The organism is Streptomyces sp. SP17BM10, assembly GCF_036322405.1.
Lineage (GTDB): Bacteria > Actinomycetota > Actinomycetes > Streptomycetales > Streptomycetaceae > Kitasatospora.
The window spans coordinates 78,340-103,930 of the sequence record NZ_JAQYXB010000480.1 but is presented as its reverse complement, the minus strand read 5'-3'; the positions used below and the strand labels follow the sequence as shown (position 1 = coordinate 103,930).

Below are 25,591 nucleotides of genomic sequence, written 5' to 3'. Positions count from 1 at the left end.
GCGTCGGCGACGAACCTGACAGCGCGGAGACGGCGCGGAGCGGGCGCGGCTACGGCAGCCCGGCGAGGTCGAGGAGGCCGTGCAGCCGCTTCGCGGTGAGCGCGGGGTTGGCCGCCGCGGCCTCGGCGAGTGCGGGGTCGGTGAGGAGGGCGTCCAGGACGTCGGGCGGGAGCAGCGGGTTGGTGGCGGCGGCCCGGCGGACGCGCTCGTCGGGGTCGGTGAGGAGGCCGACGGGTGCGTGGTCGAGGGACGGGTCCGCGGCGGCCAGGGCGCGGACCTCGGGGTCCTCGTGGCCGAGGAGGTGCTGAAGGCCCGTGCGGGGCAGGGTCGGTAGCGTCCGCAGGTACGCGCGCTGGGCGGGGCTCGCGAGGAACGCCGCCAGGACGGTCCGAGGCGGGGCGAGGGGGTGGTGGTAGGCCAGCAGGTGCCGCACCCCGGCGTCCGGGTCGTTCGCGAGCCGCTCGACGAGGTGCGCGGGCAGGCCGGGCCAGGTGGCCGCGGCCCGGCGCAGCGACGGGAGTTCGGAGACGGCGCCGGCGAGGTACCAGTCCGGCTCGGCCACGGCCCCCGCGCCGATCGGGCCGAGCTCCGCAGGGTCGTCGGCGAGGACGCTGCGGATGACGGCGGCCTGAGCCCGAGTGCGGGGGAACGGGTGCGCGAGTGCCCGGGTGCGGACGGAGGGGTCCGGGTCCGCCGCGAGTTCCGCGAGCAACTCGGCCGGGACGTCGATCCGTTCGGCGACGTGTCGGCGCAGCGCCGGGTCGGGGTGGCGGGCGAGCCGGCCGACGACGTGTGCGGGGGTGTACGGGCTGGCCGCGAGTGCGGGCAGGCAGCCGGGATCCTCGGTGAAGCAGTACTCGGCCACGGTGTCCGAGGCCGCGTACATCCAGAGCAGGGTGCGCCGGTCGCGCTCGCTCAGGTCCGGGCGGTGGAAGCGCGCGTCGAGGGTGGCCGGGTCGAGGCGGCTGGCTTCGCGACGGGCCCGCTCGCGGACGGTTTCGTCCGGATCCGCGAGCAGGGCTTCGCGCTGGGCGGGGGTGAGGAACTGCCAGCTGCCGGCGGCGTGGGCCCTGATCCGGGGGTGAGGGTGGTCGACCGTGCGGAGGGAGAAGGCCTGCGGTATCTGGCACGAGAAGCCCAGCTCCTGCCGGATCTCGTCCGCGGTGAGGATTCCGCCCCGGTCGGGATCGTCCTGCGCGCAGAGCAGGGCGACCAGCGCCTCGTCGGGCAGCGGCACGGTGCGGGAGTGGCGTGGACGCGGCCCGGCGGCCAGCGCGACGCGCACGAAGTCGAGCGGGTCGTGGACCAGCCGGCTGCGGATCTCCACCGGGACGTACCTGTTCCGGGCGATCGCCCGCCGGACCCCGGGTTCCGGGTGCGTGATCGCGGCCTCGACGACGTCGTCCGGCAGCGGACGCCGCTCGCACAGGTCGACGCGCGCGGGCTTCGCCTCCGGCGCCAGCAGCCGCAGCAGGACGTCCGAAGGTGCGGCGCGGTTGGCGGCGACGCCGCGCAGCAGCGCGTCGGCGGTGACGGGCGAGCCGGGGGAGTCGAGCGAGTCGGGGGAGGGCATCGCGCCATCGTCCCAGCGGGCTCGGTCCGCCGTCCAGGTGCGGGCGCCCGGCCGTCAGTCGGTCGCGTCGGCCAGGCCCAGGCGCAGGTGCTCGATGTGGTAGACGGCCTGGTCGAGCAGTTCGGCCACATGGTCGTCGTACAGCGCGTAGACCACCGAGCGGCCCCGGCGGGTGCCGGTGACGAGGCCGAGGTTGCGCAGCAGGCGGAGCTGGTGGGAGCAGGCGGACTGCTCCATGCCCACCTCGGCGGCGAGTTCGGTGGCGGCGCAGGGGCCCTCGCGCAGGCGGGAGAGGATCAGCAGGCGCGAGGGGGTGGCGAGGGCCTGGAGGGTGGTGGCCACGCGGGCGGCGTCGTCGGCGTCCAGGCGGGTGCGCGGGACGGCCTCGGCGGCGGTCCCGGCGGATCGGGTGGTGGCGGCTCCGTGGCCCATGGGAGCCATCGTACAGCCCATGAATGAAGGAGCGTTCATATGTTCATGTATCGTGGAGACGGCCAGGGCCCAGCCCTGCCCTCGTCCTGTCGTGTCCGAAGGGTCCCCGCCTGCCATGCCCGCCACCCTGATCGAGCGCCCGGCGCCCACCGCGCCGCCGCGTCCGGACGCCGCTCCCCGCCGCCGCACCCGGGTGTTCGCCCTGCCCGAGGCCCGGTGGGCCGCCGCGGCGACGGTGCTCTTCCTGCTCGCGCTGCCGCTCCAGCTGACCGGCGCCCCCGCCTGGGCCTGGGGCCCGCTGTACGCCCTCGCGTACGTGACCGGGGGCTGGGAGCCCGCCTGGGCCGGCCTTCGGGCGCTGCGGGAGAGGACCCTCGACGTCGACCTGCTGATGATCGTCGCGGCCCTCGGCGCCGCGGCCGTCGGGCAGGTCATGGACGGCGCGCTGCTGATCGTCATCTTCGCCACCTCCGGCGCCCTGGAGGCGCTCGCCACCGCCCGCACCGCCGACTCCGTGCGCGGGCTGCTCGACCTCGCCCCGGCCACCGCCACCCGTCTGCTCCCGGGCGGAGCCGAGGAGAGCGTCCCCACCGACGCCCTCGCCGTCGGCGACACCGTCCTCGTGCGGCCCGGCGAGCGGATCGGCGCCGACGGGCGGGTCCTGGACGGCGCGAGCGAGGTCGACCAGGCCACCATCACCGGCGAGCCGCTGCCCGTCGCCAAGGCCACGGGCGACGAGGTCTTCGCCGGCACCCTCAACGGCACCGGCGCCCTGCGGATCCGCGTCGACCGGGACGCCCGCGACTCGGTGATCGCGCGGATCGTGACGATGGTCGAGGAGGCGTCCGAGACCAAGGCACCCACCCAGCTCTTCATCGAGAAGGTCGAGCAGCGCTACTCGATCGGCATGGTCCTCACGACCCTGGCGGTCTTCGCCGTCCCGCTCGCCCTCGGCGCGGCCCTGACCGACTCGCTGCTGCGCGCGATGACGTTCATGATCGTCGCCTCGCCGTGCGCCGTCGTGCTGGCCACCATGCCGCCGCTGCTCTCCGCGATCGCCAACGCCGGACGCCACGGCGTGCTCGTCAAGTCCGCCGTCGTCATGGAGCGCCTCGGCCACAGTGACGCCGTCGCGCTGGACAAGACCGGCACCCTGACCGAGGGCACCCCGCGCGTCACCGACCTCCGCCCGCTCACCGGCTCCGGCCTCACCCCGGACGGGCTGCTCGCCCTCGCCGCCGCGGCCGAGCACCCCAGCGAGCACCCGCTCGCCCGCGCCGTCGTCGACGCCGCCCGCACCCGGGGCCTCGCCCTCCCCGCCGCCGAGGACTTCACCTCGACCCCCGGCATCGGCGTCAGCGCCACCGTCGACGGCCGCATCATCGCCGTCGCCGCGCCCGCCCGCCTGCTCGACGGGCGCAGTAGCGCAGAGGTCGACCAAGCCGCCGCGCACGTCGGTGCGTTGGAGGAGGCCGGCCGCACCGCCGTCCTCGTCGAGGCCGACGGCGTCCCGCTCGGCGTGCTCGGCATCGCCGACCGGCTGCGCCCCGACGCCGCCGCCACCGTCGCCGCGCTCGCCTCGCTCACCGGCGGGGCGCCGATGCTGCTGACCGGCGACAACCCGCGCGCCGCAGCGCACTTGGCGGCCGAGGTCGGCATCACCGACGTGCGCGCCGCGCTGCTGCCGCAGGACAAAGTGGCCGCCGTGCGCGAGCGCGAGGCGGCGGGCCGCAAGGTGCTGGTGATCGGCGACGGGGTCAACGACGCGCCCGCGCTGGCCGCCGCCCACACCGGCGTCGCGATGGGCCGGGCCGGCTCGGACCTCGCCCTGGAGACCGCGGACGCGGTGGTCGTGCGCGACGAACTCGCCACCGTCCCGACCGTGGTGGCGCTCTCCCGGCGAGCGCGCGGTCTCGTCGTGCAGAACCTCGTGATCGCGTCGGTGTTCATCTCCGTCCTGGTGGTGTGGGACCTCGTCGCCACCCTCCCGCTGCCGCTCGGCGTCCTCGGCCACGAGGGCTCGACCGTCATCGTCGGCCTCAACGGCCTGCGGCTGCTGCGCGAGGCCGCCTGGACCCGCGCCAGGGCCGGCCGGTGAGCCGCTGCGAGGAGAGGAGGAGGAGGAGCCCGCGGCCCGCACCACGGTGACGGTGTGCCGGAGCTGCTGCGGCACCCCGAAGGTGCCCGGCGTGGACCACGCCACCCAACCCGCCCGACTGCGCGGCGCGTTGGACGGGGTGGCGACCGTCCGCCCGAGCACCTGCCTGGACGCGTGCGAGCAGGCCTACGTGTGGTCGTCCACCCGTCCGCCGAGGGCCGCCGCGCCGGCGGCCGCCCGGTGTGGCTCGCCGGCGTCGACGAGGCGGACGCCGTCGCCGACATCGTCACGTGAGTCGCCGACGGCGGCCCGGGACCGGCGGACCCGCCGGGCGTCCTCGACCTCTACGAGTTCCAGCCTTCCCGGCGGATCCGGGAGGCGCTCGACCAAGGCGGATCCCGCGCGGAATTGCCGGCGCCCGCACGGCTGGAACCCGGTAGCATCGGCTGGCCTGATGTCGGGTCAGATGGGGCGGGGGACGGGGACCGATGGCCGGAACGATCACTCTGTGGGTCTTCGGACTGCTCTGCTTCGTGGTGGCCTTCGCGAGGGAGGCCGCGAGCGGCGCCGGGATCAGCCTGCCCGGGCCCAAGACCCCCGGGGCGCGGTTCGGCGTCGTCGCGGTCGGGGTCCTGGCGCTGATCCTCGGGACGGCGGTGCGGCCCACGAGCGACGATCCGAAGCGGCTGCCGCTGCCGATCTCGGCTGCGACGCCATCGGTCTCCGCACCCTCCGTGCCCTCCGCGGCACCGGCGCCCGCCACCTCCGTCGCCGCGCCGCCGTCCCCGTCGGCCACCGGGCCCGCTCAGCTCTGGAGCGTCCCGGTCGCCATCACGATGGACCGCGGCATCGACTTCGACCTCGACCCCCCGACCAGCGCCTCCGGCTTCCCGCACGGGATCTACGCCACCGGCTTCACCCCCACGACCGCGGTGCTGCGCGAGGAGATCCAGCCGGACCACGACCAGTTCGGCCTCTGGGACGGCCAGTCGGCCCCGACCGGCGCCCAGTGCCGCGAGTGGGCGATGACCCACCCCGGCCAGAGCGCCCACGTCAGCGTCGGCTCGCTCGTCTGCCTCCGGACCCCCGGCGGCCGCACGGCCCTGATCAAGATCGACTCGATCGCCCCGGCGGACTACGCGCTGAACGCCACCGCCACCGTCTGGAAGGACTGACCGGGGAACCACCGGCCGTCGTCCGGGCGTCGGTTCATTCCGTGATCGGACGCAAGAGCCACGGACGGCACGCCTCCCCGGGACGGACGAGCGGATCACCGCGCTCGTCGGCGCTGATGGCCGCCGGGACGGTGGTCTCGCGCGCCACCGGCCTGATCCGCCAGGTGCTCCAGGCCGACGCCCTGGGCGTCGGCCTGCTGGCCACCACCTACAACCTGGCCAACACCGTCCCCACCAGCCTGTACTTCCTGCTGATCGGCGGCGCGCTCAACTCCGTGCTCGTCCCGCAGCTCGTCCGCGCCCACGCCGAACACCCCGACGGGGGCACCGCTTTCGAGCAGCGCCTCGTCACGCTCGTGCTGTGCGTCCTCGCCGCCGGGACGGCCCTCGCGGTGTGGGCCGCGCCGACGGTCATCGCCCTCTATCAGAGCGACACCCCGGACACGCACGCCGCGTTCGAGCTCACCGTCGTGCTCGCGCGCTACCTGCTGCCGCAGATCTTCTTCTACGGCGTCTTCAGCATCTTCGGCCAGGTCCTCAACGCCCGGGACCGCTTCGGTGCGATGATGTGGACGCCGGTCCTCAACAACGTCGTCCTGATCGCCGTGTTCGGCCTCTACGTCGGCTTGCTGAACGCCCCCGACCAGGTCTCCGGCATCACCCCCGAACAGGTCGCCCTGCTCGGTACCGGCACCACCGTCGCACTCGCCGTCCAGGCGCTCTCCCTCGTCCCGTACGCCCTCGCCGCCGGCTTCCGTCCGCGCCCGCGCTTCGACTGGCGCGGCACCGGCCTGCGCAAGAGCGTGAGCGCCGCCCGCTGGACCCTCCTGTTCGTCCTCACCAACCTCGTCGCGAGCACGCTCGTCACCCGCTTCGCCTCCGCCGCCGACACCGCGCTCCCGAAGGACGGCGTCGGGTACACCGCCTACACCTACGCGCAGCAGATCTGGACGATGCCGCAGTCGATCGTCACCGTCACCCTCGTCACCGCCCTGCTGCCGCGCATGAGCCGCGCGGTCGTGGAGCACCGCATCGGTGCCCTCCGTGCCGATCTCTCCCGCTCGCTGCGGATCAGCGGCGTCGTCATCGTGCCGGCCGCGTTCGCCTTCCTCGCGTTCGGCCCGCAGATCGCGCAACTCCTCTTCGCGCACGGCGCCACCGACCCCGCCACGACCCTCCCGCTCGGCCACATGCTCCAGGCCTTCGGACTCGGCCTCGTCCCGTTCTCCGCCCAGTACCTCCTCCTGCGCGGCTTCTACGCGTTCGACGACACCCGCACCCCGTTCCGCCTCGCCCTGTGGATCGGAGCCACCGACGTCGCCCTCGCCGCCGCCTGCCACCTGCTGCTCCCGGCCCGTTGGGCCGTCACCGGCATGGCGGGCGCGTACGCGCTCTCGTACGGCGTCGGCCTGCTCCTGACAGCGGTCCGGCTGCGCCGCCGCACGGAGGGCCTGCTGGACGGCCGCCGGATCTGCCGCACCTACGGCAAGCTCACCGCGGCGGCGGCCCTCGCGGGCGCGGCCGGCTGGCTCGTCGGCCTGGGCTGCACGGACGGCGCCGTGGCCGCGCTCCGCACCCCGGTCCTGTCCCTGGCGGCGGGTGGCCTCACGATGGCGCTCCTCTTCCTCCTCCTCGCCCGCCTGCTCCGCATCACCGAACTGCGCGCCCTCCCCGGCCTGCGCTGATCGTCTCCCGGAGGCCGTCGTCGGTGCCCCTGTTTATGGTGAGCCGGACCGTGTACGAATCAGGGAGCGTGAAGAGTGATCGTCGAGAGGATGCGCGTCCACCGGGAGATGCTCGCCGAGCGGCAGCTGTCGCAGTGGCCGTGGACGGTCCCGTGCGTGCGGGGCCTGCTCGGCGGCGGCATCTCCTTCCCCGCGCCGGTGACCTTCCTGGTCGGCGAGAACGGCTCCGGCAAGTCCACGCTCGTCGAGGCCCTCGCCGAGGCGTACGGCGTGGACAACTACGGCGGCCGGGCCGGCGCCCGCTACGCCGGCCCCCGGGAGCGCGGGGTGCTCGGCGAGCACCTGCGCCTCGACTACGCCGAGCGCGGGCGGGCGATGGCCTCGGGCCCGCGCTCGCGGCGCAACGGCTTCTTCCTGCGGGCCGAGACGGCGCTGCAGATGATGGAGGAGAAGCAGGGCCGGGGCCGGTACTGGAGCGAGCGCACCGACCTGATGAGCCACGGCGAGGGCTTCCTCACCGTCTTCGAGTCGATGTTCCGCGAGCCGGGCCTCTACATCCTGGACGAGCCCGAGGCGGCGCTCTCCTTCACCTCCAGCCTGCGACTCGTCGGCCTGCTGCACGAACTCGGCCGCACCGGTGCCCAGGTCGTCTGCGCCACCCACTCGCCGATCCTCGCCGCCACCCCCGGCTCGGCCGTCCTGGAGGTCGGCGACCACGGCATCCGGCCCACCCACTGGCGCGACCTCGCCCTCGTCGACCACTGGCGGCGCTACCTGGAACGCCCGGAGGCGTACCTGCGCCACATCACCGGCCCAGGGGAGCCGCCGTCCTGACCGGCCGCCGAGGAAACCGGGGCCCTTCGTTTCCCGACCATGAAGATCAACTCGGCGCTCGCCGACCTCCTTGCATCGTCTCGTCCGCCTCGCTCCCGGCGACGTCGTCAACGGCCTCGGCGACTTCGGCGCGGGCCCCGTCGAGCGCCAACTCGCCTACCACCCGCCGTACACGTGAAGGCCGAGCGCCCGGGGGCATTCGGCCCCCGGGCGGCCCGGCCGGTCAGCCGACCGGGTGCGCGGCGAGGTCGACCAGGTCGAAGCCGTGGCGGCCGGCGTCGCAGCACATCATCGGCTCCAGGTGCTGAATCCAGCCGCTTGGGGCGCCAGAGGCTCTGCCGGGCGCTCGTGATCCGCGACACATCGTGCAACATGAACGGTAGGTCAGCGCCTCTGGGAATTCAGAGGAGTCGTCGGTCGAGGATGGGGGCAGCAGCGTGGGTCACAGGCGGAGCGGTGGACGGGTCACGGGCAGTGCGGCCGGACGGCGGTCGCCGGCGCTGATCGTGGGCCGGACGGTGGCGTGCTCGGTCGGGCTGTCGGTGTTCGTCGCCAGCGGTGTGGTCTGGTACGAGTACACGTCCCTGACCGACGGGATGACCACGTCGAACGCCATCGCCGAGACGAAGAAGGACGCGCCCAAGCACCTCGACAACTCGGTGAACCTGTTGCTGATCGGCCTCGACAGCCGCAAGAACATGGACGGTTCGGACGTCGACCCGGCCATCGTCCAGAACGAGCTGCACGCCGGCGCCGACTCCAGCATCGGCGGTTACAACACCAACTCGCTGATCCTGCTGCACATACCGGCGGGCGGCGGCAAGGTGCAGGCGGTCTCCATCCCGCGCGACGACTGGGTGATGACCTACGGCGGCGACGGCTCCGAGATGGGCATGGCCAAGATCAAGGAGGCCTACGGCAACGCCAAGGACCGGTTCGACAAGAGCGCCAAGGCCAAGGGGCTCAAGGGCGCGGACCTGGAGAAGGCCGGCCGCGACGCCGGGCGCGCGGCCACCATCCGGACCGTCCAGAAGTTCGTCGACCAGCCGGTGGACCACATCGCCGAGGTCAACCTGATGGGCTTCTACGACATCGCCAAGGCGCTCGAGCCGATCGACGTCTGCCTGACCCACCCGGTGAACGACCCGATCATCGCCCGGACGCCGGGCCACGAGGGCGGCGGCACCGGCCTCAAGCTCCCGGCCGGGGTCAGCCACCTCAACGCCGCCGACGCCCTCTCCTTCGTCCGCCAGCGCCACAATCTCAACGACGGGCACGGCAATTCGGACGACTTCGCCCGCACGCACCGTCAGCAGGCTTTCATCTCCTCGGTGATGCACAAGCTCAAGCAGCAGGGCGTCATCGGCGACCTCGGCGCGATGCAGAAGCTGTTCGGCGTGGTGCAGAAGGACCTCGTCATCGACAACGAGTGGAACATCCTCGACTTCGCCCAGCAGGCCCCGGCCCTGACCGGCGGCAACGTCGAGTTCAACACCCTGACCTACGACACCGGCGGCAAGAAGGGCGACCCGCCGCAGGACGTCAACCTCGTGACCCCGGCGAAGATCCAGAAGGTGGTCAAGCAGGTCTTCACCGGAGCCGACGCCGCCGCCGCCGTCCCCGCCCCGGGTGACACCCCGACCGCCGACGCGACCGCGGCCCCGACCTCGCCGCCGACCCCCACGCAGGCTGCGGCCCCGGCCACGGTGGACGTGTTCAACGCCTCCTCCGCCGCCGGGGTGTCCTCGTCCAACGAGGTCAAGGTCCTGGTCGGCATGGGCTTCAAGGAGGGCCGGACCGGTCCGGCGGCCACCAAGCCGAAGACCACCACCGTCACGTACGGCAAGGGGGCCAAGGAGGCGGCCGACCAGATCGCCGCCCGCTACGGCGTCACCGCTGCCGAGTCCTCCTCGGCCGGCGCCGGCCACGTGGTGGTCACCCTCGGCACGACCTTCGACGGCGTGGCCTCCGACCGCCCCGCCACCCCCACCGCCGGCCCCACCGACCCGACCGCCAACCTCCCGATGCAGGGCCCGAAGGTCGACGCCCAGTCCGACGGAGGGATTCCCTGCGTCTTCTGACGCCCCGGTCCCCCTGTTGACGGGCTCCGGTGGCGCCTCACCCTCCCTCGAGGTCTGGCGGAATGTGAATTCCGCAATGCGGATCTCCTCCGGCGCGGCCGGGCCCTGCCCGGCAAGCAGGCCGCCGGCCCTCTCGACGGCCGGCGGCCCACTGCCGCCGCTCCGCCCCGTGTCCGGATCCTGCATACTCCCGTCATTGCCGCCACCACGGTTCCCGGGCGAGGCTTGGGGACATGAGCAAGCCCGCACCCCTCCCGCACCTCGTCGTGATCCCGGTCTTCGCCGGGATCAACGCGCTGGACGTGACCGGACCCGCCGAGGTCCTCGCGCTCGCCACGCGGTTGCTGCCGCCGGGAGCGGCCGGGTACGACATCCGGTTCCGTGCCGAGCGGGCCGGGCTGGTGGACACGTTCTCCGGCATCCCGCTGCACGTCGGCGAGACGCTGCGCGAGCCGCCGGTGCGCCCGGACACCGTCCTGGTGCCCGGACGGGTGGACGTCGGGGCGGACGGGCCCGTGCCGCGCGTCGACGACGCCGTCGTGGCGTGGTTGCGCGAGGTGGGGCCGGAGGCGGGGCGGGTCGCCTCCGTGTGTGCCGGCGCGCACGTGCTGGCCGCGGCCGGGCTGCTCGACGGGCACCGGGCGACGACCCACTGGGCCACCGCCGCCCGCCTCGCGGCCGACCACCCCGCCGTCGAGGTCGACGCCGACCCGGTGTTCATCCGCTCCGGGCGGATCTGGACGAGCGCGGGCCTCACGGCCTCCATGGACCTGACCCTCGCCCTCGTCGCCGAGGACCACGGCGACGACCTCGCGCTCGACATCGCCCGCGTCATGGTGATGTACCTCCAGCGATCCGGCGGCCAGAGCCAGTTCAGTGTCCCGCTGACCCACTGCACCGGCGGCCGCGCCGACCTGCGCACCCTGCGCCGCTGGATCGCCGACCACCTCGAGGCCGACCTCTCGGTGTCCGTGCTCGCCGCCCGCGTCACGATGAGCGAACGGAACTTCGCCCGGGTCTTCCGCGCCGAGACCGGCACCACACCCGGCGCCTACGTGGAGCAGCTGCGCCTGGAGGCCGCGCGCCGCCTCCTCGAACGGACCGACCAGCCCCTGCCCGCCGTCGCGCGCGCCTGCGGCTTCGGCTCCGTCGAGACCGTCCACCGCGTCTTCCGCGACCACCTCGGCGCCACCCCGACCGAATACCGACGCCGCTTCCGCGTCGCCACCACCTGAGCCACACCTGACCACACTGACCACACCTGACCCACGGAGACCACGTGACCATCACCGTCACCCACATCGGCACCGCCACCGCCCTGCTGGAGATCGGCGGCCTGCGCCTGCTCACCGACCCGGCCTTCGACCCCGCACCCGCCGAGTACCGGCGCGGCCCCGTCACCCTGCAGAGCACGGCCGGCCCGGCGATCGACGCCGACCGGCTGCCCGAGGCGGACGCGGTCCTGCTCAGCCACGACGAGCACCCCGACAACCTCGACGCCACCGGCCGCGAGCTGCTGGACGGCCGCCCGGTGCTCACCACGGTCAGCGGCGTCGGCCGCCTCGGCGGGGGAGCCGTCGGCCTGGCGCCGTGGGCCACGCACGAGTTGACCGTCGACGGCCGCACGCTGCGCGTCACGGGCACGCCCTGCCTCCACGGCCCGGTCGGCGACGTCACGGGCTTCGTGATCGAGGTGCCCGGCGAGGAGGAGGCCGTCTACATCTCGGGCGACACCGTCCACATCCCCGAACTCGACGAGATCGGACGGCGCTTCCGCATCGGCACCGCGTTCCTGCACCTCGGCGCCGCCCGCATCGAGGCGTTCGGAGGCGGCGAGCTCATCACCATGGACGCGGCCCAGGCCGCCGCCCTCACCCGCTCCCTCGGCGCCCGCCGGGTGGTCCCGCTGCACTACACGTCGTGGGAGCACTTCACCGAGGGCCGGGAGGAGACGACCGCCCACTTCACCGCCGCCGGCCTCGCCGACCGCCTCCACTGGCTCACCCCGGGAGTCCCCGAGACCCTCGGATAGGGGGCCGACACTACTCCCGAGGCAGCGAGGCGAGCCAGCGCCCGTCCTCGAACTCCTCCGGCACGTCGTCCTCCCACGGATCGATACCGCGGCGCTCCAGTTCGTCGAACCACCGGTCCCGCTGCGACTCCGGGAGACGCCGACCGCACCACGGGCAGAAGCCGATCTCGATGACCGCCGCACCGCCGTCGTGGACGATCAGCCCGTACTCCTGGAACGTGGCGCTGAAGTGGACCAGGGCGTCCGGGCATTCGAAGGGGTCGTCGTGCTGGTCGCAGCGCCAGTCGACCCGGGTCGTCATCAATTCGCAGCAGTGCTCGGTCATGGGAGGAAGACTACGGGCTGAAATGATCACCCTCCGCCCAGGCAGTTCCGCCGCAGCATCTCCTCCACGGCCTCCGCGATGACCTCCTCCCGCCGCGCCGCCGGGGCCTGCCGGATCCGTGCGCTCATCCGCTGTGCCTCCGCCGTCGTCGGCAGGTGGCCCGCGAGGAGGAGGGGGAGGGTCAGGCGCCGGGCGAGGAGTTCGTCGGGGGAGGTCACGTGGGGGCGGCGGACGACGGAGACGTTGACGCGGACGCCGTGTTCGTTGCCCCACGGCACGCCCGGCCGGTCGGTCTCGATCGCGGCGTACCGGAAGCCGTGGGCGAGGTCGCAGGGGGCGCAGCCGAGTGGGCCGCGGGCGAGCCGGTCGCCGCAGTCGGGGCAGATGAGGCGGTCGAGGGCGGCGTCGACCACGCGCCAGTCGTGCTGGTCCGGCTCGGCCGCGACGAGCTCGGCGAGGGCCGTCGCGTCGGGTTCGCCGGCCGCTTCCATGCGGGCCAGGAAGGCCGCCCACTCGTCCTCGACGATGCCGTCGACGAGTGCGCGGCAGGCCGAACAGGTGGGCGCGCCGCCGTACTCGTAGCCGCCGCACTCGATGCAGCGGTGCGGCGTCGCTCCGACCGCGGGTCGTGCCATGGTTCCCCCTCCTCACCGTCCGGTCGAGTCTCTCCCGGGCGGGCGGTCGGCGGTACCGGTTTGTCGGGCCTGCGCCGGGGGCGTGCCGCAAGCGCGGAGCTCGCTGAACGGTTGGTTGCGTTCAGATGGCGTCCAGTTCCGTTCGTGATGCGACAAATGGGGTCAAGTGTCCTGGAAAGCAGCCCTGTTGCGGTGGTATTGCTCTCGAAACTCGTACAGTACGACGCATCTGGGGTCGACATGGGCAAGGCGCACGGATCAGCGAAGGCCCAGGGGGAGAGCGAGGGCGGCTCACCGGCCGCCGAGGAGCGGTTCCGGGGACTGCTCGAAGCGGCGCCGGACGCGATGGTGATCGTGGACGACACCGGGACGATCACGCTGGTGAACGCCCAGACCGAGGCGCTGTTCGGCTACGGCCGCGAGGAACTCCTGGGGCGGAAGGTCGAGTTGCTGATCCCCGGCCGGTTCCGCGCCCACCACGCCCGGCACCGCAACGGCTACGCGGCCAACCGGCAGGTGCGGCCCATGGGCGCGGGCCTGGACCTGCGGGGGCTGCGCAAGGACGGCACCGAGTTCCCCGTGGAGATCAGCCTCAGCCCGCTGGAGACCAGCGACGGCCTGCTGTTCTCCGCCGCCGTCCGCGACGTCAGCGACCGCAAGGCCGCGGAGGCCGAACTGACCGTGCTCTACGAGCAGCAGCGGCACATCGCGCTCACCCTCCAGCGCAGCCTGATGGGCACCCCGCCCGCCATCCCCGGCCTCACCGCCGCCCACCGCTACCGGCCGGCGACGCAGGGGGCGGGCGTCGGCGGGGACTGGTTCGACCTCATCCCGCTGGGCGCCGGCCGGGTCGGGATCCTCATCGGGGACGTCATGGGCCGCGGCCTGGAGGCCGCCGCCGTCATGGGTCAACTCCGCTCGGCCGCGCACGCGTTGGCCATCACCGGGATGGGACCGAGGGAGCTGATGCAGTCGCTGGAGACGGTCGTCGGCGACCTCGCCGTCCCCGACCAGCTCGTCACCTGCTGCTACCTGGTCATCGCCCCCGACACCCGGGAGGTGTCCGTCTGCTCGGCCGGCCACCTCCCGATCCTGGCCGCGACCCCCGGCGAGGGCGCCCGGATCCTGCCCGCGCCGGTGAGCGCGCCGCTGGGCGTGGGCGGCGTCCCCCATCAGCAGACCTCCGCCGTCCTGCCGCCGCACACCCTGCTCGCGCTGTTCACCGACGGCCTGATCGAGGCCCCCGGGTGCGACATCGAGGACCGCCTCGACACCCTCATGGCCGCCATCGACACGGCCCCCGACCCCGGCAACCTGGAAGCCGCGGCCGACCACATCCTCGCGACGCTGCTCCCGCCCGTGCCCGGCTACGACGACGACGTCACGCTCCTGCTGGCCCAGGTGCCCGCCGCGCCGGACGCCACGGCCACGATCGAGCTGCCCGCCGTCCCGACGTCCTCCGCCGAGGCGCGGGTGTTCGTCGAGAAGGTCCTCGGCTCCTGGAACCACGGCCACCTGACCGATGACGTCAAACTGCTGACGTCGGAGGTGCTCACCAACGCGATCCAGCACGGCAAGGGCCCCGTGCGGCTGCACCTGCGCTGCCACCCGGCCGAACTGGTCGTCGAAGTCACCGACCACAGCCCGCACCTGCCGCACCCCAGGCTCGCCGAGACGGACGAGGAGTCGGGCCGCGGCCTGACCCTCGTCGAGGCCATCGCCCACCGCTGGGGCACCCGCCCCGCCGAGCTGGGAAAGACCACCTGGTTCACGGTGCCACTGGGCGAAGCCCCCTGACCGTCCCCGCGGCGACGGGGAAGCGCCCGGCGGTACTTGCGGCGGACAAGTACCACCGGGCGCTCCCGGCATGGGTGTTGGCTAATCCTTGCGGCGCCCGGCCATCCAGACGAACACGAGGACGCCCGCGAACAGGAACAGCACGCCCTGGTAGACGGCCGCGTACCCGGCGCCCGCCACCAGCCACAGCGAGAAGCCGAACGCGCCCAGGCCCAGCACCGCGTCGCGGACGAGGCGGCCGCCGGCCACCTCGCGGCCGTCGCGCACCAGCCAGTAGAGCTGGGCGGCGGCGGAGAGCAGGTAGGGGACGGTCGCGGTGAAGGTGGTGATCAGCACGAGGGCGTCGAACGCGCCCTTCGCACCGGACGCGAAGTTGAGCACCGTCAGCACCGAGGCCAGCGCGACGCTGACGACGACGCCGAGCACCGGCACCCCGCGCTTCTCCTTGGCGAACGCGGCCGGGAACAGCCCGTCCTTGGCGGCCGCGTACGGCGCCTGCGCGGCGAGCAGCGTCCAGCCGTTGAGGGCGCCCGTCATCGATATCAGTGCCGCGACGGCGATGACCGTCCCGCCCCACGAACCGCCGAACATCGCGTTGACGGCGTCCGAGAACGGCGCGGAGGAGTGGACGAGCTTGTCGTGCGCCACGGTGCCGAACACCGCCAGCGTGCCCAGCAGGTAGACCAGGGCCGCGCCCGCCGTGCCGAGCACACTCGCCCGGCCGACGTTGCGCTCGGGGTCGCGGACCTTGCCGGCGCTCATCGCCGCCGACTCGACGCCGAGGTAGCTGAAGAGCAGGATCGCCGCGGCGGCTGTCATGCCGCCGACCACGCCCTGGCCGGAGGCGTCGAACGGGCCGAGGTTCTTCGGGTCGAAGAAGCCGAGCCCGCCCACCGCGACCAGCGCCAGCGGGATGAACTTCAGGACGGTGGAGACGAGTTGGACGGCCCCGACGTACCGGGTGCCGGCCAGGTTCGCCAGCGCGGGCAGCCACTGCACGGTCAGCGCGGCGGCGATGGTGACGGCGGTGGAGTGCTGCACCGGCACCAGTACGTCGAGGTAGCCGACGGCCGCCACGGCGAGCGCCGCGTTGCTGACCCACGTGGTGATCCAGTACGACCAGGCCGAGATGAACCCGGCGAAGTCACCGAACGCCTCACGGGCGTAGACGTAAGGCCCGCCGGTGCGCGGGTTGCGGCGGGCCAGCTGTCCGAAGACGAGTGCGAGTGCGATCGCGCCGACGGTCAGCACCGCGAACGAGACCAGGCTGACCGTCCCGAACGGCGCCACGGCCGCCGGGATCATGAAGATGCCGCCGCCGATGATGTTCCCCATCACGAGCGCGGTCGCGGTCGGCAGGCCGAATCGCCGGCCGGAGGGGGCGGGGACGGGGGTGGCGGGCTCCGCGCCGGTGGGCGGGGTCGGCCGGGGAGCCTGCCGGGTCACGGCCGGGCTGGTCTGCATGGGGGTGGTGCGCCTTTCCTGGTCCTGCTGCGCTCGGTGGAGCGACCGCCCATGCTCACAGAGAGATACCGCTCTGTACCAAATCGGTGGTTTTCGTCCTGCCTACCCTGGCCCGCCACCGCAAGATTTCCTGTTCGGCGCCCCTCGCACCGGCACTCGTCCGGCGGGGCGCCGAACCCGGTGATCACGGCAGTTGCAGCACCAGCTTCCCGGTGTTCTCGCCGCTGAACAGCATCCGGAACGTCTGCGGGAAGTCGTCGACGGTGCCCTCGACCACGTGCTCCTTGACCTTGATCCGGCCCTCGCCGATCCAGCCGGCGATCTCGGCCGCGGCCTCGGTGTAGCGGCTCGCGTAGTCGAAGACGACGAAGCCCTCCATGCGGGCCCGGCGCACCAGCAGGGACAGGTAGTTGGAGGGGCCCTGGACGGCGGTCTCGTTGTTGTACTGGCTGATCGCCCCGCAGATCACGACGCGGGCGTGCATCGCGAGCCGGGTGAGGGCGGCGTCGAGGATGTCGCCGCCGACGTTGTCGAAGTAGACGTCGATGCCGTCCGGGGCGTGCGTGCGCAGGGCCTTGCGGACGTCCTCCGAGCGGTAGTCGATCGCGGCGTCGAAGCCGAGCTCCTCGGTGAGCAGGGCGCACTTCTCCGGCCCGCCCGCGATGCCGATCACCCGGCAGCCCTTGACCTTGGCGATCTGGCCGGCCATCGTCCCGACGGCTCCGGCCGCCCCGGACACCACGACCGTCTCGCCCTCCTTGAGCGCGCCGACGTCCAGCAGGCCGAAGTACGCCGTCATGCCGGGCATCCCGAGGGCGCCCAGGTACGTCGAGAGCGGCGCGAGCGACGGGTCGACGCGCAGCGCGCCCTTGCCGTCCGACACGGCGAACTCCTGCACGCCGAACGCGCCCACGACGTGGTCGCCGACCTTGAACTTCGGGTGCCGCGACTCGACGACCTCGACCACCGACCCGGCCCGCATGACCTCGCCGATCCCCACCGGCGGCAGGTACGACGGCCGGTCGTCCAGCCACCCGCGCATCGCGGGGTCCAGCGACACGAACCGCGTTCGCCCGACGAACTGCCCGTCGCCGGCCTCGCCGACCGCGCCGTCGACCAGCTCCCAGTCCCCGTCGCGCACCTCCCCGACGGGTCGGCGGGCAAGACGGACCTGGCGATTGACAGCGGACATGGGGGCGCCTCCAGTCGACACGGCGATGACACGTGAGCGTGAGTCTAAGCAAGCGCTTAGTCATCTGGCCAGAGGGGTGTGCCAGACGCCCCTCGGCAGCGGCTCCGTCCTCGCATCCGCGAGCTCGGCCGGCTCGCGGGCTCCGGCGCCCTCGACTGCCCGGGCGCGGCGAAGCGCTATGTGCCGCACCTGGCCGTCGTACCAGCCGATTTCGTCAAGTCATCGGGGGGCGCTGATCCCCGATCGGACGTCGAGGTCCTCTCGCCGTCGACCACCGACCCGGGGCACACCGTGAAGCGCCGCCGCTACGCGCAATTCGGCTCTCCGGTCTACCTGCTGGTCGACCGGAGGGAACGCGGGTGGACGCTGTTCTCCCGGCTCGGCGAGCCCGACTGCGCCCTCATCGAGGGCTCCCGCCCCTTCGGCGTCCGGCTGCGGCTGCTGGAGCCGTTCGCCGTGGAAGTTGGACCCCGGCGAGTTCTGAGAGGGTCTTCGAAAGGGGATTCCTCCCAACTGGCCGGTTCTGACCGATGTGGCACGGACCCGGTTCCGAGGCTCTCGTGGCGGCCGCTCCGCGTCCGCCACGTTGATGGCACGACACCGGGAGCGATCGACCCGGGAAAGCCGCGGAGGGGCGCCGCCGTGTGGGGTGGCGCCCCTCCGGGCGTCAATGGATCAGGGTGTCAGGTTCCCCCGATTCAATGCTGCTTCGCTCGCTTGGACCAGGCTCCCGGCTCGTCGCGAAGGTACCTGGGCACGCACCATTTCGGGCGGTTGAACGCCGCCACCGAAATGGCCATCAGGAAGCCGGCCACGAGAACCGCGAGCGGTATCGCGGCAATCAGCAGGGAGTCGGCAGACACTGCCGTCCGACCTCCCATGACAACCGCCGTGCACATGAACGCCGCGAGCGCCCAGCTGGCGACGGCCATGGGGGCGGATCCACGCACCATTCCCCGCCTGAACCTCGGGCTGAAGATGCTGAGCGGCTCCTGCTGGGCGTACGGCTCGAACAGGTCCGGCCGCCTGGCCACCATGACGGCACGCCACGTGTTGAACACCGCCCCACCCGAAATCAGGAGCAGGACGAAGATTCCCTGACTCAAACCAGCCTCCTAAAACCACTTGCTAGGCGGAATCATTCCATACGCATTCGATATGAGGTCATTCGTGTAGTTCGTGACGTAGGTCGTCACGTACGCGGCGGCCACCGCTCCGGCCACCCCACCGACCACGGCACCAGGGACGCCTCCTCCCACGAGACCGCCGCCTGCGATTCCGGCTCGGACCAGGGTTGTCCCCACCACGTCAGCGATGACGAAATCGACACCGGCCTCGGTGATTCCGATCGCCGCCGACCTGGCAACCGTAGCTCCGTTGTCCCTGGCGCCGTCATAGCCGGACATCGCAGCCTGAGCGGCGCCCACTCCACTGAGCGTTCTGCCGAAGAGCGTCCAGCCATCGGACCGGCCCAGGCTCCCGAACTTCTGGACGTCCGAATTGCGGCGGAGGTAGTTCATTCCCTGCGCGCCTCGCGAACGGATCTGGGAGGTCTTCCCCGCTCGCATCTGCTGGCTGAACGTCGTGCTCGCGCTTCCGACCGCCTGGACCGTTCCCTGCGCCAGACCCAGGGGAATGGCTGCCATGGCTATGGCAGTGCACGCCATCTCGGAATAGGTCCTCTCACTGCCGCATTCCAGGGAATCGTGGAGTGGCTGCGAAGGGGCGGGGAACAGGGTCTTCTTCGGGAGGACGGGCCCGTAGCACCCTGACGTGCCGGGCCTGCAGACCGGCGTGGGCGTGGACGTGGACGTGGACGTCGGGACGACGGGCCCGAAGCACCCCGGTGTGCCTGGCGTGCAGATCGGATCGGGCGCCGGATGGTCGTTGTGGTAATCGTCCATCTGACTGACCGTGCCGAAGCCGAGCCCGGTGGTGGGGTCGGCGACCATCAGGCCGCTCGGGTCACTGCGGTTGACCGGGTCGTTGTTGCCGTAGCCGTACCCGTTCCACTGCTGAGGGTCGTCGGTGTTCAGCAGGAGGTCCGGGTTGATGAACCGCCCGGTGGACGGCTGGTACTCGCGGGCGCCGAGGTTGGTCAGGCCCGTCGTGTCGTCCTTGGTGCCGCCGACGAAGCCGTGGTCGCCGGCCCAGGTGGCGGGCTGGGGGCCGCGGGGGTTGCCGAACGGGTCGGTCGGGCGGCGGCTCTCGGTGAGCGTGGTGCCGTCCAGGGCCAGGGTGCCCGTGCCGTGCGGGTCGTTGATCTGGAAGGTGGACGTGCCGCCCTGGCGGACCAGGGTGATGCCACCGGGGATCTGGTAGTAGCGGACGCCGGTCGGGGTGCCGCCGCTGTAGACCAGCTCGTCACCGCCGAGGGTGATGGTGACCTTGCCGGGGTCGCGGCGGATCAGCTGGTTGCCGGAGGCGTCGTAGACGTAGCCGGTGTGCTGGTCGGGGACGCTCCAGCCCTGGCCGGCCGGGACGGGCGTGCCGCAGTCCGCGATGACCACGGCGGTGCCGTCGGCGGTGACACCACCGGGGACCGCGAGGCATTCGTTGGCGGCGCCGTTGAGCATGGTGCCGTCCGAACGGCTCGTCCAGGTCTGCGTCGAGCTCCCGCTGCAGGGCTGCAGCTGAACCGCGGAACCGGCTGTGGTGCCCATCGCGGTCAGGCACTGGCCGTAGACCTTGAGGACGTTGCCGGTGGTGTTGAACTTCTCGGCGGGGGTGCTGGTGCAGCCGGCGATCGCCGCCGGGGTCCCGGAGGCGCTGCTGCTGTTCTGGAGGTAGAGGCACTTGCCGCCGACGCCGGTGATCTGGACGGTCGGGTTGACGGTGTCGAGCTTGCCTTCGGCCGTCCAGCCGAGGGTGGTCGTGCCGTTGGCGTAGGTGTAGAGGCTGGCGGTGTTGCCCGCGGCGTCGTAGGCGTCGTGGGCGTAGCCGGTGGAGTTGCCGTTGACCGCGGTGGTGCTGGTGGTCAGGGAGTGCGGTCCGCCGCTGCCGCTGTTGACGGTTCCCGCGGCCGGGAAGGTCTGGGTGCTGGTCGCGTCCTTGGTGGTGTCGCCGGACGGGTCGTGCTGGACGAGCTGGGTCCGGTTGCCGGTCAGGTCGTAGCCGTAGGTCTGCCAGTAGGCGGCCGGGCCGCCGACCGTCGTCCTCGACGGGGCCTGAGCACCGCCGGTGGGCGTGGAGTTGGTGCAGGAGCCGACGCCTCCCACCGTCGGCTGCGCGGCCTGGGTGAGCGTGCCGGTGTCGGACCAGGCGGCGTTCAGTCGCCCGAGGTAGTCGTAGCCGAAGCACTGCAGGTCGGTGGACGACGGGGTGTTGTCCGGGATGTTGCGGGCCGCGGTGACCTGACCTGCCGCGTTGTAGGCGTAGGTGGTCTGCTGGACTGCGCCGGTGCCGGCGGTCTGCTTGTCGACGAACTGCTGGAGCGGGCGACCGGTGGACTCGTCGTAGGTGTTGGTGACGACGATCTGGGTGCCCCACGGGTTCACCGTGGAGCGGATGTTGCGCCCGTAGGCGTCCCAGGCCGAGCCGACGTCGTAGGTCACGCCGCCGAAGGCGCCGAAGCTGCTCAGCGGACCGTTGGTGTCGTAGGAGTAGAGGTCCGTCTCGGCGGCGATGTCGCCGACTGCCGGGCGGCTGTCGGCGGTGAGTGCGCCGGTGATGGGGTCGTAGGACGCCTGGTAGACGTACTTGAACGGCTGCGCGGAGCTGATCTCGGATCCGGGGATCGTGGTGGTCGTCTGGGTGGGGTGGTAGTCGGTGTCGTAGGAGTCGATGGAGGTGGTGTAGGCGGTGCCGGTGCCTCCGCCCACGTATCGGGTGGAGGTGGCCGGCTGTCCGGGCAGGACGGTGTCGTAGGTGAAGCCGGTCAGCTGGTTGGCCGTGGTGGCGGCGCCGGCGAAGGAGCCGGTCTTCCGGCCGAGCAGGTCGTAGGCGTAGGTGACGGTCTGGTTGCGGGCGTCGGTGGTGGAGGCCAGGCGGCCCGCCGGGTCGAAGGCCTTGGTGGTGGTGCCGGTGTCCGGGTCGGTCGTGGAGATCTCACGGCCGCGCAGGTCGTAGGCATGGGTCCAGGTGTTGCCCGCGGCGTCCTTCTGCGTGGCGAGGTGACCGTCGGTCGTGTACGTGTACGAGGTCACGTCCGCGTCGGTCTGGTTGCCGGTGGCGGTGGCCGTCCGGTATTGCCACAGCTGCACCTTCTGCCCGCGGGCGTCGGTGAGCAGGGAGGTCGGCGTGGCCCCGGCGGGCGGGGTCACGTCGGTGCGGTCCACGCCGGGGTAGGCGTTGGTGGTGGTGCTCTGGACCGCGCCGAAGGCCAGGGACTGGATGGTCACCGGGCGGCCGAGCCCGTCGTAGACGGTGTAGGTCTGGGCCGGGGCCCGCTGGATGGTGGTCTGGTACAGCGTCGTGCTGGGTGCGGTGTCGTTGTTGTACCAGGCGGCGTTCGCACGGGCTATCCGGCCCTGCGAGTCGTAGACCGCATCGGTGATCATCCGCCCGCTGTAGGCGGAGCTCGCCGGCGAGGACTGGGTCTGGACCGTGCGGCCCAGGCCGTCCGTGATCTGGATGCCGACGCTGTGCGATCCGTCCGATCGCAGGATGGAGGTGGTGATCGTTGGTGGCACCGCGCTGTTGTTGGCGATGCCCGGGAGGGAGTAGGAGAAGGTCTTGTTCGCGCTGGACGTGGTGGGCCGGCCCGGTAGCCAGACACTGGTGAGGCGCCCGAGCTGGTCGTAGGCCTCGTTCACGGTCCGGCCGTTGGGGTCGGTGGCCGCAGTCGGGAGCGCGCGGGCGCTGTCCAGTGTGGTGGTCGTCGTCCGGCCCGTGCTCACGTCACTCGCGCCGGCGGGGGCCGGGATGGTGACGGTCATGCCGGTCGGCAGCTCACCGGTCTGTGCGGCGGAGTACCTGGTGGTGGTGATCGCGCCGCTGGTGTGGGCGCTGTCGGTGGAGAACGGGTCGGTGACGCTGCTGACGCGGCCGTAGGCGTCGTACGTCTTGGTCTGGACGGTCGGGTAGACCGGGTTGCCGTTGGCGTCCCAGCTGTCGAGGACCTGGGTTCCCGTGGGATCGCCGACCGCCCCGGCCTGCCCGAAGGGGAGGCCGTCGTAGAGCGTGCGGGTGGCGGAGACCGTGTTGGGCTGGAGGGCCTGGGCGGTACAGGGGTTGGTGCCGGTCTCCACGATCGTGCGGGACAGCAGGTCAGTCTGCTGGGGGTTGGCACCGGTCGCGTAGGTGTACTTGTTGCAGATGTCCGGCAGTCCGTCGGCGCTGTGAAGGTCGGTGGACAAGCGGTTGTTGTGCGCGGAATCGCTCGTGGTCGTCCTGGTCGACGTGCGCCAAGTGTTGTCGGCCTTGAGGTCCTTCGACGTACCGACCGAACCCGTCGCCGCGTAGCGGGCGACGAGGGAGGGCAGGCTGCCCTGACCGTGCGTGGCGGTGGTGACCGGACCGCTGAACGTGTTCACCGTGTAGGAGGCGATGCCGCCGCCGGCCTGGGTGTAGGTGTCGGACTCCAGGGTCTGGCCCGACAGCCAGTCGGAGTCGGTGACCGGGTTGCTTCCCGTGACCTGGCCGCTCATCGGGCCCGCGAGGTTGGTGATGCTGCGAGCGGAGCCGTTGGCGAGCCGGTCGCCGTCCATGCCCTGGTAGTAGGTCGTGGACTTCTGCGCCTGGGGGCCGTCGGTGCCGCTGCCGGTGACGGCGGTGACGCTCGCGTAGCCGCGGAACTGGTCCCAGGTGCGGTCGACGTCCCGGGTGAGCGGGGAGTCGTTGCGGTGCCAGGCCGCCTTGCCGTAGCTGTAGCCGGTGACCTGGGGGGTCGCGCCCGGGGTGTTCGGGTTCACCGTGACGCTGGTGACGGGGTACCTGAGGAACCAGTCGTCGACCGGTGCGTCGCCGGGCTTGGAGTTCGGCGGGTACCACTTGACGTTGTAGCAGGACCGCGTGTCACTGTCCGCGGTGGCCGGCATCACGTTGTTGTTGCGCGAGCAGCTGGTCGAATTGGCGACGAGGACGTCGCTGTCGTAGTTGACGCCGATGGTCGAGCCGGTTTCGCTGGTGATCATCTGGATGCGCGGCCGGTTGTACGCGGGCCGGGCGGGCACCAGGTTCGTGCCGTCGACGCGGTTGGGCAGCAGCTGGGAGGTGAAGGACACCGGCGGCAGCGGCGGGACCGCACCACCGGTGGCCTGGGCGTCCTGGCCGGTGCGCTGGACCGAGGCGAGCCAGGCGACCTGGGTGTTCTCGGTGGCGTTCTGGACGTTGGCGAACGTGTGGTTCAGGGCGTACGAGTCGACCGTCTGATAGGCGCCGTTGGCCCTGACATACGTGGTGACGTTGTTGAGCCACTTGGTGGTCCAGTACGTCGGCCCGTAGACGGTGCAGGTGCTCGTCCCGTCACACTGCTGGTCGAGCGGGACGTCGGGCCAGTTGGTGGCGTTCGCGAGCGTCCGCTGTGCGGGGTCGCAAGCCGTGCCGATGCAGCGCTCGCCCGACGTGAAGACGATCTTCGCCGCCGGGTTGTAGGAACCGTTGTTGCCCAGCTGGTCCGACAGGCGCTGGCCGTAGCCGATCGTGGAGGGCACGCCGCTTCGGGTGTAGGAGGTGCTGGCGCCGGTCCCGTTGTTCTGACCGCCGCCGAGGGCGTAGTAGTTCGTCTCGGGCGTGTAGGTGTAGGTGGTCAGGTTGCCGTGCGTGTCGACGACGAAGTCGAGGTTCCAGCGCCACGCCGTCCGGCACCAGGACGCCTGGCCCTTGGTGGAGTCGTAGCACGGGTCGCCGGAGTTCGGGGAGAACACCGGCACCGTCCACGCCGAACCGCTGTCCGCACCCAGCGTGCTCGGGTTGCCGTTCGCGTCGGGAAGGTGGCTCAGGCCGAAGTAGTAGGCCGTGCCGTGCGTGTCGGTCAGCTTGATGTAGGAGCCGTTCCACGTGCCGTTGGTGGCACCGGTGAGGAACTGGATCTTCGTGCCGTCGTCGCCCTTCAGCCGCCAGGTGCAGGCCGACTGTTCCATCGAGGCCGGCGCGCTCGCGGTGCAGGACGCGTCGTCCGGGACGAGCTGGCCGGAGTGGCCGGCCATCGACAGCGTCAGGTTCGCGCCGCCCCAGCACTCGTCGCCGGAGCCTGTGATCCCGTCCTGAGAGCACGGCTTGTAGGAGCGCTCGACGAAGCCGGGCTGGTAGTCCCAGCCGTCACCGATCCAGGACGCCTGGGAGTTGGTCGACGAGGTCTTGCCGTCGACCGAGGACGAGTCGTAGCCGAGCGCCACCGATGGCGCCGAGCCGCCCAGGGCCGGTGGTGACTGGACCGGGTACGAGTAGGTGAACGCCCCCGAGGAGCCGCCGGCCGTCCATGCCTGCGACGGGTTCAGCGAAGTGGCGGAGTACGTGCCGGCGCCGCTCGATGAGCCCGACACCGCGACGACGGTGGTCGACGTCGTGGTGCTGTCGGCGTACACCGCCCGGGCCGCGCCGTCGGCCGTGGTGGTCGAGGCCTTCACCGTGGCGGACTTGGCGGTCCCGGTGCCGGTGAGCGGGACGTCGGCGACGAGCTTCTTCGTCGACGGGTCGTAGTGCGAGTCGAGCGGAGTCTGCTTCAGACAGCCGGGCACCTGAGGCGTCGTCGTCGCGCACTCCGGCATCACCACCAGGTGTGCGCGGGCCGCCCAGTTCGCGCCGAAGGCGGCGTCGAGGCTTGACGCGTCGATGTCGAGGCGCACGGGTGCGTCGTCGCCCGCGCCCGGGCGGGTGATGGTCACCGCGACGCCGGGAAGGCCCGCGGCCGCAGTGGCCTTGGCGTCCGCGACGTCGACCTGGACGGTCTGGCCCGCCATCGACGAGCCCGCGAGCGGCGCGACGGTGACCGGCAGGCCGGACGCCTTGGACTCGTCACCGGCCTCGGGTCGTTCACCCGTCGTGAGGGCCTTCGGCCCGGGCGCGGATCCCAGCCGGACCGAGGCGTGGCCGGCCGGGACCAGTTGCGGGCTCTTCGGCGGCGTCCAGACAGGCGGAACCGGGTGTTCCGGCTTGGCCACCGGCACCGGCGCGACGTTCGCGCCCTTGACCGACGGTGTCTTCGGCAGGGCCGTGTTCGGCGGCGACCAGATCTTCGAGTAGTCCGGACCCGCCGCGGTGGCGACCGACACCGGCGCGAGCATCGAGCCCAGGACCGCCGCGACGGTGACCGCCACCGCCTTCCCTCTCAGATGGCGGGCGGTTCGTGTGCGCGGAGTTTCGGATGGCGTCAATGCCATCACATCC

The 25,591-nt window shown here is 72.3% G+C and carries 17 protein-coding genes and 2 pseudogenes; 10 read left to right on the top strand and 9 right to left on the bottom strand.

The features are described 5' to 3' along the window. Window positions 1-49: 49 nt before the first annotated feature. Both PUR71_RS08060 and PUR71_RS08055 read right to left on the bottom strand, forming a co-directional pair. On the bottom strand, window positions 50-1,573 hold the full coding sequence (locus PUR71_RS08060) for a hypothetical protein (protein WP_329925667.1): 1,524 nt from the start codon (window positions 1,571-1,573) through the stop codon (window positions 50-52). Window positions 1,574-1,627: 54 nt separating this feature from the next. Continuing rightward, window positions 1,628-2,005 (bottom strand): ArsR/SmtB family transcription factor, encoded by a 378-nt coding sequence (locus tag PUR71_RS08055; protein WP_329925666.1) that lies wholly within the window; start codon window positions 2,003-2,005, stop codon window positions 1,628-1,630. A 115-nt stretch (window positions 2,006-2,120) separates the two neighbouring features. Between PUR71_RS08055 and PUR71_RS08050 the strand changes: the two genes are divergently transcribed. The 5 genes and pseudogenes from PUR71_RS08050 (at window position 2,121) to PUR71_RS08030 (ending at window position 7,797) form a co-directional block, all read left to right on the top strand. Continuing rightward, window positions 2,121-4,103: a heavy metal translocating P-type ATPase gene (locus PUR71_RS08050; protein ID WP_329925665.1), complete on the top strand. Its 1,983-nt coding sequence runs from the start codon at window positions 2,121-2,123 to the stop codon at window positions 4,101-4,103. Between the two features lie 4 nt (window positions 4,104-4,107). Then, window positions 4,108-4,490, top strand: a pseudogene (locus PUR71_RS08045) ((2Fe-2S) ferredoxin domain-containing protein); the annotation flags it as partial. Window positions 4,491-4,591: 101 nt separating this feature from the next. Continuing rightward, on the top strand, window positions 4,592-5,278 hold the full coding sequence (locus PUR71_RS08040; RefSeq protein ID WP_329925664.1) for a hypothetical protein: 687 nt from the start codon (window positions 4,592-4,594) through the stop codon (window positions 5,276-5,278). 116 nt (window positions 5,279-5,394) lie between these two features. Beyond that, window positions 5,395-6,963, top strand: a complete 1,569-nt coding sequence (gene murJ, locus PUR71_RS08035) for a murein biosynthesis integral membrane protein MurJ (RefSeq protein ID WP_443077408.1) — start codon at window positions 5,395-5,397, stop codon at window positions 6,961-6,963. A 75-nt stretch (window positions 6,964-7,038) separates the two neighbouring features. Beyond that, window positions 7,039-7,797: an AAA family ATPase gene (locus PUR71_RS08030; RefSeq protein ID WP_329925662.1), complete on the top strand. Its 759-nt coding sequence runs from the start codon at window positions 7,039-7,041 to the stop codon at window positions 7,795-7,797. Window positions 7,798-8,239: 442 nt separating this feature from the next. Here the strand turns inward: PUR71_RS08030 and PUR71_RS08025 are convergent, their stop codons facing one another. Beyond that, window positions 8,240-8,413: a hypothetical protein gene (locus PUR71_RS08025; RefSeq protein ID WP_329925660.1), complete on the bottom strand. Its 174-nt coding sequence runs from the start codon at window positions 8,411-8,413 to the stop codon at window positions 8,240-8,242. Between PUR71_RS08025 and PUR71_RS08020 the strand changes: the two genes are divergently transcribed. The 3 genes from PUR71_RS08020 (at window position 8,394) to PUR71_RS08010 (ending at window position 11,910) form a co-directional block, all read left to right on the top strand. Beyond that, window positions 8,394-9,878, top strand: coding sequence for an LCP family protein (locus tag PUR71_RS08020; RefSeq protein WP_329925659.1), 1,485 nt, complete (start codon window positions 8,394-8,396; stop codon window positions 9,876-9,878). The two genes, PUR71_RS08025 and PUR71_RS08020, sit on opposite strands and share 20 nt — an antisense overlap. Before the next feature lie 233 nt (window positions 9,879-10,111). Then, window positions 10,112-11,113 carry a GlxA family transcriptional regulator gene (locus PUR71_RS08015; RefSeq protein WP_329925658.1) on the top strand — a complete coding sequence of 334 codons (1,002 nt, stop codon included), beginning with the start codon at window positions 10,112-10,114 and terminating at the stop codon, window positions 11,111-11,113. Window positions 11,114-11,157: 44 nt separating this feature from the next. Next, the gene (locus PUR71_RS08010) at window positions 11,158-11,910 is read left to right on the top strand and encodes an MBL fold metallo-hydrolase (protein WP_329925657.1); all 753 of its coding nucleotides are present in this window, start codon (window positions 11,158-11,160) and stop codon (window positions 11,908-11,910) included. A gap of 10 nt (window positions 11,911-11,920) precedes the next feature. Here PUR71_RS08010 and PUR71_RS08005 read toward each other — a convergent pair whose 3' ends face one another. Further along, complete coding sequence (locus tag PUR71_RS08005; protein ID WP_329925656.1) at window positions 11,921-12,235, bottom strand: DUF6980 family protein; 315 nt, start codon at window positions 12,233-12,235, stop codon at window positions 11,921-11,923. A 26-nt stretch (window positions 12,236-12,261) separates the two neighbouring features. After that, window positions 12,262-12,870, bottom strand: a complete 609-nt coding sequence (locus PUR71_RS08000; protein WP_329925655.1) for a hypothetical protein — start codon at window positions 12,868-12,870, stop codon at window positions 12,262-12,264. A gap of 240 nt (window positions 12,871-13,110) precedes the next feature. On the opposite strand from PUR71_RS08000, the gene PUR71_RS07995 reads away from it, so the two are divergent. Continuing rightward, on the top strand, window positions 13,111-14,667 hold the full coding sequence (locus tag PUR71_RS07995) for an ATP-binding SpoIIE family protein phosphatase (protein WP_329925654.1): 1,557 nt from the start codon (window positions 13,111-13,113) through the stop codon (window positions 14,665-14,667). 81 nt (window positions 14,668-14,748) lie between these two features. Here the strand turns inward: PUR71_RS07995 and PUR71_RS07990 are convergent, their stop codons facing one another. Together PUR71_RS07990 and PUR71_RS07985 are read right to left on the bottom strand one after the other, a co-directional pair. After that, complete coding sequence (locus PUR71_RS07990; protein WP_329925652.1) at window positions 14,749-16,131, bottom strand: amino acid permease; 1,383 nt, start codon at window positions 16,129-16,131, stop codon at window positions 14,749-14,751. A 184-nt stretch (window positions 16,132-16,315) separates the two neighbouring features. Continuing rightward, window positions 16,316-17,323: an NADP-dependent oxidoreductase gene (locus tag PUR71_RS07985; protein WP_329925651.1), complete on the bottom strand. Its 1,008-nt coding sequence runs from the start codon at window positions 17,321-17,323 to the stop codon at window positions 16,316-16,318. Between the two features lie 78 nt (window positions 17,324-17,401). On the opposite strand from PUR71_RS07985, the pseudogene PUR71_RS41180 reads away from it, so the two are divergent. Continuing rightward, window positions 17,402-17,692, top strand: a pseudogene (locus tag PUR71_RS41180) (Uma2 family endonuclease); the annotation flags it as partial. 329 nt (window positions 17,693-18,021) lie between these two features. Here PUR71_RS41180 and PUR71_RS07980 read toward each other — a convergent pair. Together PUR71_RS07980 and PUR71_RS07975 are read right to left on the bottom strand one after the other, a co-directional pair. Next, a complete protein-coding gene (locus tag PUR71_RS07980; protein WP_329925650.1) occupies window positions 18,022-18,429 on the bottom strand; it encodes a hypothetical protein in 408 nt (135 codons plus the stop codon). A 9-nt stretch (window positions 18,430-18,438) separates the two neighbouring features. Beyond that, window positions 18,439-25,521, bottom strand: a complete 7,083-nt coding sequence (locus PUR71_RS07975) for an RHS repeat-associated core domain-containing protein (protein ID WP_329925649.1) — start codon at window positions 25,519-25,521, stop codon at window positions 18,439-18,441. Window positions 25,522-25,591: the final 70 nt, after the last annotated feature.

Coding starts and splice junctions, on each gene's coding strand:
- PUR71_RS08020 (WP_329925659.1), top strand. CDS start 8,394: ATGACCACGTCGAACGCCATCGCCGAGACGAAGAAGGACGCGCCCAAG.
- PUR71_RS08000 (WP_329925655.1), bottom strand. CDS start 12,870: ATGGCACGACCCGCGGTCGGAGCGACGCCGCACCGCTGCATCGAGTGC.
- PUR71_RS08040 (WP_329925664.1), top strand. CDS start 4,592: ATGGCCGGAACGATCACTCTGTGGGTCTTCGGACTGCTCTGCTTCGTG.
- PUR71_RS07985 (WP_329925651.1), bottom strand. CDS start 17,323: ATGTCCGCTGTCAATCGCCAGGTCCGTCTTGCCCGCCGACCCGTCGGG.
- PUR71_RS08025 (WP_329925660.1), bottom strand. CDS start 8,413: ATGGCGTTCGACGTGGTCATCCCGTCGGTCAGGGACGTGTACTCGTAC.
- PUR71_RS08050 (WP_329925665.1), top strand. CDS start 2,121: ATGCCCGCCACCCTGATCGAGCGCCCGGCGCCCACCGCGCCGCCGCGT.
- PUR71_RS08055 (WP_329925666.1), bottom strand. CDS start 2,005: ATGGGCCACGGAGCCGCCACCACCCGATCCGCCGGGACCGCCGCCGAG.
- PUR71_RS08005 (WP_329925656.1), bottom strand. CDS start 12,235: ATGACCGAGCACTGCTGCGAATTGATGACGACCCGGGTCGACTGGCGC.
- PUR71_RS08015 (WP_329925658.1), top strand. CDS start 10,112: ATGAGCAAGCCCGCACCCCTCCCGCACCTCGTCGTGATCCCGGTCTTC.
- PUR71_RS08060 (WP_329925667.1), bottom strand. CDS start 1,573: ATGCCCTCCCCCGACTCGCTCGACTCCCCCGGCTCGCCCGTCACCGCC.
- murJ (WP_443077408.1), top strand. CDS start 5,395: ATGGCCGCCGGGACGGTGGTCTCGCGCGCCACCGGCCTGATCCGCCAG.
- PUR71_RS07995 (WP_329925654.1), top strand. CDS start 13,111: ATGGGCAAGGCGCACGGATCAGCGAAGGCCCAGGGGGAGAGCGAGGGC.
- PUR71_RS07990 (WP_329925652.1), bottom strand. CDS start 16,131: ATGCAGACCAGCCCGGCCGTGACCCGGCAGGCTCCCCGGCCGACCCCG.